The 621-nt window shown below is 68.6% G+C and carries 1 pseudogene; it reads left to right on the top strand.

Annotation, left to right across the window (positions count from 1 at the left end):
- Positions 1-621, top strand: a pseudogene (locus ACPXB3_RS22465) (HNH endonuclease); the annotation flags it as partial.

Raw genomic sequence — 621 nt, 5'->3', positions numbered from 1 at the left:
GTCATCCGGTTGGCTGCCGACGCGCAACCCTGGTTGGCGGTCTTCGGTGAGCACACCACCGTGCCCCTGTATTTGGGGCGTGCCCGGCTGGCCAGCCGCGGGCAACGCATCGCCCTGTTCGCCAAACCCGACGGACAAGTGTGCTCGCACCCCGGGTGTTCGCAACCGGCCGCGCATTCGGAAATCCACCACGCCACCCTGGATTATGCGAAGGGCGGGCTCACCAACATCGACGACCTCGCCCCCGCCTGCCCGAAACACAACCGGATGGTCGGTGACCGCCTCGGTCAGTACACCACCGGCATCTACCGGGACGGACCCCTCGCGGGACGCTGCTGGTGGCGGCGCAACGCCGCCCCCGGTGCCCCACCTCACCCGAAACGGGTCAACAAACTGCCCGACGTCGGGCCCGACTTCACCGCCGGGCTCGCGAAGGTGCGTGCCAAAATCCACCGGCAACCACCAGACCCACCCGATACGGGTACACCGTTGCCGGCCGGCAGCACCGGTGGCTACGACGTCGTCGACATCATCACCCCCGACGACGCCGACATCGACGTGACCACTGAACCGTCACGCGTCGAAGCCCGCCTGGCCCGCCTGCTCGCCATCTGCGGACGC

The sequence above is a fragment of the Gordonia sp. DT219 genome, assembly GCF_049847065.1.
Taxonomy (GTDB): Bacteria; Actinomycetota; Actinomycetes; order Mycobacteriales; family Mycobacteriaceae; genus Gordonia.
The sequence above is the reverse complement of the archived record's forward strand: the minus strand, read 5'-3'. Positions and strand labels throughout refer to the sequence as shown.